At 70.5% G+C, this 4,509-nt stretch carries 9 protein-coding genes; 1 reads left to right on the forward strand and 8 read right to left on the reverse strand.

Features of this window, described 5'->3' with window-relative positions:
• Nucleotides 1-97 precede the first annotated feature (97 nt).
• The 6 genes from G5C65_RS31740 to G5C65_RS31765 all read right to left on the reverse strand — a co-directional run bounded on the left by G5C65_RS31740 (nt 98) and on the right by G5C65_RS31765 (nt 3,120).
• The gene (locus G5C65_RS31740) at nt 98-325 is read right to left on the reverse strand and encodes a hypothetical protein (RefSeq protein ID WP_165302497.1); all 228 of its coding nucleotides are present in this window, start codon (nt 323-325) and stop codon (nt 98-100) included.
• Nucleotides 322-648 (reverse strand): DUF6415 family natural product biosynthesis protein, encoded by a 327-nt coding sequence (locus tag G5C65_RS31745; protein WP_241266209.1) that lies wholly within the window; start codon nt 646-648, stop codon nt 322-324. The genes G5C65_RS31740 and G5C65_RS31745 overlap by 4 nt, the downstream gene beginning before the upstream one ends.
• Before the next feature lie 5 nt (nt 649-653).
• Nucleotides 654-815 (reverse strand): hypothetical protein, encoded by a 162-nt coding sequence (locus tag G5C65_RS31750; protein ID WP_165302499.1) that lies wholly within the window; start codon nt 813-815, stop codon nt 654-656.
• A complete protein-coding gene (locus G5C65_RS31755) occupies nt 815-1,480 on the reverse strand; it encodes a hypothetical protein (protein ID WP_165302500.1) in 666 nt (221 codons plus the stop codon). The genes G5C65_RS31750 and G5C65_RS31755 overlap by 1 nt, the downstream gene beginning before the upstream one ends.
• Nucleotides 1,477-1,689 carry a hypothetical protein gene (locus tag G5C65_RS31760; RefSeq protein ID WP_165302501.1) on the reverse strand — a complete coding sequence of 71 codons (213 nt, stop codon included), beginning with the start codon at nt 1,687-1,689 and terminating at the stop codon, nt 1,477-1,479. Before G5C65_RS31760 ends, G5C65_RS31755 begins: the two co-directional genes overlap by 4 nt.
• Nucleotides 1,690-1,902: 213 nt before the next feature.
• Nucleotides 1,903-3,120: a helix-turn-helix domain-containing protein gene (locus G5C65_RS31765; RefSeq protein WP_165302502.1), complete on the reverse strand. Its 1,218-nt coding sequence runs from the start codon at nt 3,118-3,120 to the stop codon at nt 1,903-1,905.
• Between the two features lie 237 nt (nt 3,121-3,357).
• On the opposite strand from G5C65_RS31765, the gene G5C65_RS31770 reads away from it, so the two are divergent.
• The gene (locus G5C65_RS31770; protein ID WP_165302503.1) at nt 3,358-3,582 is read left to right on the forward strand and encodes a hypothetical protein; all 225 of its coding nucleotides are present in this window, start codon (nt 3,358-3,360) and stop codon (nt 3,580-3,582) included.
• Here the strand turns inward: G5C65_RS31770 and G5C65_RS31775 are convergent.
• Together G5C65_RS31775 and G5C65_RS31780 are read right to left on the reverse strand one after the other, a co-directional pair.
• A complete protein-coding gene (locus G5C65_RS31775; RefSeq protein ID WP_241266208.1) occupies nt 3,546-3,914 on the reverse strand; it encodes a DUF6233 domain-containing protein in 369 nt (122 codons plus the stop codon). The two genes, G5C65_RS31770 and G5C65_RS31775, sit on opposite strands and share 37 nt — an antisense overlap.
• 202 nt (nt 3,915-4,116) lie before the next feature.
• Nucleotides 4,117-4,374, reverse strand: a complete 258-nt coding sequence (locus tag G5C65_RS31780) for a hypothetical protein (protein WP_165302504.1) — start codon at nt 4,372-4,374, stop codon at nt 4,117-4,119.
• Nucleotides 4,375-4,509: the final 135 nt, after the last annotated feature.

Here is a 4,509-nt window from a genome sequence, read left to right on the forward strand (position 1 = left end):
CCCCAGGGCTGGGGGATGTGGCCCTGGGGCGGGTGCGCCATGTCGAGGGTTCATGGCGCGGTGGCGCACCTGAGCGGTTTCGGTGCGCCGGCCTGGGTCAGGGGGCGGCCAGGACGCGGCGGCTGGCTTGGCGTCGGTGTCGGGTGGCCTGTCGTGCGGCGTGGCAGCGGGCGAGGAGCGCCCGGCACCGCGCGGCGCGGTGGAGCCCTGCATGTGTCGGCGGGGGCGGGGCGTAGCCGTAGTACTGCCCGCAGCGGTCGCACTGCGGGCGCCCCTGGTTGTTGATGCGGATTGCGCCGCCGCATCCGCACTTCACCGTCGTCATGGTCCCTTCCTTTCCGTGTAGGTGAGCAGGACGGTGGTGGTCTTGGCCCAGATCCTCAGCCGGTCGGCCGGGCTGCCGGTGGGGCCGGTGCGCAGGAGCCTGCGGGCGAAGGCGACCGAGGAGAGGCCCACGTCCCGTCGGCGGGTGTCGGCCGGCAGGCGCTCGGCCGCCTGTTGGGCTTCGGGCAGCAGCTCGGCGACGTCGGCGCGCAGGCGGCACAGTGCGCGGGCGGTCGGATCGGGGCCGGGCTGGTGCTCGGCCAGGAGGAGGGCGGCGGTCACGTCTCTGCGGGCGCGCATGTGCGGGTCCTCGGGGATGGTCATCAGCGTCACCGTCCTCCTCGCCGCTTGCGCTGGTCGCAGGCGTCGGTGTCGGTGCACAGCCAGATGTCGGCGCCGCCGCGGGAGGGGGAGTCCTTGACCGCGCGGTGCTCCAGCTCGGCGCGGCGTTCGGTGGCGCCGCAGCGCGCGCACCGCTTCGTGGCGTCCATCACCGCTCCCGCCCCTGCCGCCGCCTGCGCGCAGCCCGTTTGTTATCGAGGCGGACTGCGGCGATCAGCGCGATCACGGCCGTGAGGACGACGTCGTCGTCCGGGAGCGGGCCCAGGTCCAGGCCCTGCTCCAGCCAGTCCCCGAACAGGTCGGAGACCTTCATCTGCTGGCGGACGCGTTCGGCGCAGTACTCGGCGAACGCGTCGGCGGCCGGGGCGAGGATGGGTCGGGGGAGCTGGTGGTAGTGCCACGCCTTGTACGCGGCGAGGTATTCCCGGCCGGCCGGAGAGAGGGCGCGGTACTCGTCGAGCAGGGGGGCATGGGTGCCCAGGGCGGCGAGTTCGGTCTCGGCGTGCTCGGGGTCCCAGGCGTCTTGGAGGACCTGGTCGATGGCGTCGCGGAGTGTGCCGCTCAGGTCGAGGACGCGCGAGTGGTCGCTGGGGAATTTTGGCACGGCGGGCTCCGGTGGTGGGTTGGGGGCGCAGGCACAGGTGTAGGTGCCGCGCACGGCGATCGTCGGGGGCGCGTCCCCGGGCGTGGGTTCGGTCCAGGCGGTGACGCGCGGCGGCGTCCCGCAGTGCGGGCAGGGTGCGGCCTCGGCGCGCACCACCGCGGTCACGGCCGCGACCGCGCGGGCGGCGGTACGGCGGGCACGCGGGCTCACAGCCGCGGCCTCGTCTCCGCGTACCGGACGGCTGCGGCGTCGAAGACGGCGCGTTCCTCGTCGGTGGCCGCGCGCAGGTCGCCGATGCGGGTGGTGCTCTCGACCGCGTGCGGCAGGATGATCCGCACCCAGCCCCCGGCGAGCACCATTTGCACCCGGCCCGTCCAGCAGGACACCGGCGGCGACTCCCGCGCAGCGACCTCATCCACCGCATACGCGCCACGCTCGAAGCGAGCAGTGTCCGCGCTCGTTACTGTCCGCACCATCAGACTGCCCTCGGTCAGTGTGCGGGAACGCCTGAGTTCGCAGACTCAGGGGCCCCATCGACATCAGTGATTGCCTGATCACTGACCGTAGGTGCGCCGCAAGTGGGAACGGAGTACAGTCTGTCCCCCTGCTTCGAGGGGTACAGACCGTACCTGTCAGACCGACAGTTCGAGGGTCCGGCCGAGATCTCTTACGTCATCGGCGATCGTTGCTGTTGGATGAGCCAGCATCTCTGTGACCATGGACCGGGCGAACAGGGAGAACTCAAAGGTGTCATGAGAGCGCCCCCGCGCCTTGAGCATCTGGTAGACGGCGGCGTCTCGGTCGTGCTGGCGGTAGTGCGCCCGTGCCACTTCCACCAGATAGCGAGACTGACGCGTCCGGCTGGGGATCGCTGCCGGGTCGATGTTCCGTGCCGCATCCAGGGCCTTGCCGGGCTGCTGAAGATCCAGATGCATGGTTACGACGTAGTGCTCGACCATGCCGGAGCCGATCATAAGCCAGGGGTGGTTGTATCCGTCGAGACTCCGTGCCGCCCGGTACGCCTCGTCATGGTGGCGCCATGCATCCCCGGCTTTTCCCGTCTTGGCATGGGAGAGGGCAACGGCGAGCTGCATAAGCGCGTAGAGGGCCCGGTGCTCGGGAGATGAGTCGGGCCGGAGCATGTCTGCCACGTCCAAGGCAAGCTCTACCCGGGCCTCAGCGGCTTCTCCGGCGTCTCGCCATACGTGATTCATGTACCAGGCGGCGCCAGCCAGGGAAGCTGGATCATCGGCGTCCTGCGCGGTCAGCATGGATCGGTCACTCGTCATGTAGACGAGTTCCGGAGCCGGTTGGAAGGAGCAGTAGAGCTGCGCGAGGTGGTATACGCGGGCGAGCTGGCGGGCGAATCCGCGCCGCTTATTGCTGTCGTCGGCGGCGTGCTGCGAAGCGCGGCCGTCTGCGATGAGGCGCGGCAGCATGGGAGCGATGGCTGCCCGCTCGCAGTGTGAGGTGTGCCAGGCGCGCCAGGCGCCATCGACGCGCACTGTGAAGTCGTCGACGCTCACGGAGTCGCCCTGTGTAACCCAGTAGGACACCATCGCGTCCTGGATGATCTTCAGCGAATCGTGGATGTTCTTGGCGTAGACGCCTCGTACCAGGCGAGCGTCTCCCGTCAGTTCGGAAAGTTCCTCAACTTCCAGGGCTTCGGCCAAGCGCAGGAGCATGGGAAGGCGCGGCATGTGAAGGCGGTCGTTCTCGATGGACTTGACCCATTCCGTGCTGCGGCCGACCAGTCCGGCGAGTACCGGCCTGGTCTTTCCCAGGCGCTCCCGGTGGTGTCGTACCCGCTGGCCGAACGTCTGGGAGAGGTTGTCAGGGGTTTCGGGCATACTGGTCTCCGTTCCTTGCTCGACACTTGGAACGGTACGCCTCCCCAGGGCCCGGGGGCGACGCTGCGGCCTCTACTCCCCAGCGAGTAGGGGCCGTTGACGTGTTCGGCGTGTGGGGCTCCGTGGCCGCGCTCCTCATGCTCCACCGGATCCGCCTCGGCTGAGCGGAGGTCCAGCCCGAGACGCCGCGCGTGTGCTCGGGGTGCGGGTGGGCGCGGCGTGGCGCACGCTGTGGTCATGGCCGCGCCGATCATCGTGCACCCGCCCGACGCCGAGGGCGGCTGGCGGGTCGTCGCCGGGGGCCGCACCCTCGGGACCGCCCACCACGTCTATGACCTGCTCGACCTGCTCCAGGAGGTCGGGCTGGAGCCCGCGGACGTGCACCTCGACGACCCCGGGCTGATCGAATGGCGCGGCGGCGGCGCCTACTCCTGGGAGCCCGGCTCCGGCGACAGCGCCTGACCGTCGAGGAGCGCGTCCGGCCGGCACATGTCGCACACCCAGCCTGACGCCGCGAGCAGATCGCGCGCCTCGGCGGCGGTGATCCGGCGGGCCTGCCAGCCGCCGCGTGCGGACCAGCAGGTGCGATGGTGCAGCGCCCACCACAAGCCGCGTCCCCGCGTACCGCGAGTCTGCACAGCGACCCACTGCCGCCCCTCCTCGGCACCCACCGTCGGCACCGCGCGGTAGTCCTCACCCGGAATCGGCGTGATGCAGTCGGCGTGCACGCTGATCGGCGTCGGGCCCGCCTTCTGCTCCGTCGTCCCGTCCTCCGACACGTACCGCACGGGCATGATCGCCTCGCACTCGTACCACCAGGCGCCATCGGCCGTGCGGCGGCGGGCGGTGACGATGACGTCCAGTTATGGTCCTTAGCTTTGTGCAGCCGGTAAGGGGACTCAATCGTGCTCCCCGCGCATGCGGGGATTGAACGGCCCGCTACGGCGGGCCGTTTTCGTTGTCCGCCGCCGGACAGAGCCCGGCGGATAGAGGCCGTCACGCGGACTGCGGCACCTCGCCCGCGTCGATCGCGCAGATCCACCGCAGTGTCGTCGCCGGGACCGCGAGCGCACCGTCCCACGCCATCATCGCCATGTCCGCCAGCGCGTCGATCACCTCGGCTTCGCACCACGGGGCACCCGGGCCGGCGGGATCCATGAGGACGGCCGCGGCTTCGGCCACGCCGGGGACGGGCAGCTCTAAACGGCGCGCGGCGTCGGCGAGCGCGCCCGACACGTCCACCTCGCTCGCCATGGGCCTCAGCCCCCTAGGACTTGTCCGGTCGATCATGTTCGGAGCCAGATGGTGAGGGCTGCGGCGGTTGCGGTGCCGAGGTAGATGTAGCCGCGTTTGTCGTAGCGGGTGGCTACTGCTCTGGCGTTCTTCAGC

This window comes from Streptomyces boncukensis, from assembly GCF_011045075.1.
Classification (GTDB): Bacteria; Actinomycetota; Actinomycetes; order Streptomycetales; family Streptomycetaceae; genus Streptomyces; species Streptomyces boncukensis.

Excerpts from the sequence above, each read along its gene's own strand:
- G5C65_RS31740 (WP_165302497.1), bottom strand. The coding sequence starts at position 325 with ATGACGACGGTGAAGTGCGGATGCGGCGGCGCAATCCGCATCAACAAC.
- G5C65_RS31750 (WP_165302499.1), bottom strand. The coding sequence starts at position 815 with ATGGACGCCACGAAGCGGTGCGCGCGCTGCGGCGCCACCGAACGCCGC.
- G5C65_RS31765 (WP_165302502.1), bottom strand. The coding sequence starts at position 3,120 with ATGCCCGAAACCCCTGACAACCTCTCCCAGACGTTCGGCCAGCGGGTA.
- G5C65_RS31745 (WP_241266209.1), bottom strand. The coding sequence starts at position 648 with ATGACCATCCCCGAGGACCCGCACATGCGCGCCCGCAGAGACGTGACC.
- G5C65_RS31775 (WP_241266208.1), bottom strand. The coding sequence starts at position 3,914 with ATGCCCGTGCGGTACGTGTCGGAGGACGGGACGACGGAGCAGAAGGCG.
- G5C65_RS31780 (WP_165302504.1), bottom strand. The coding sequence starts at position 4,374 with ATGGCGAGCGAGGTGGACGTGTCGGGCGCGCTCGCCGACGCCGCGCGC.
- G5C65_RS31770 (WP_165302503.1), top strand. The coding sequence starts at position 3,358 with ATGGCCGCGCCGATCATCGTGCACCCGCCCGACGCCGAGGGCGGCTGG.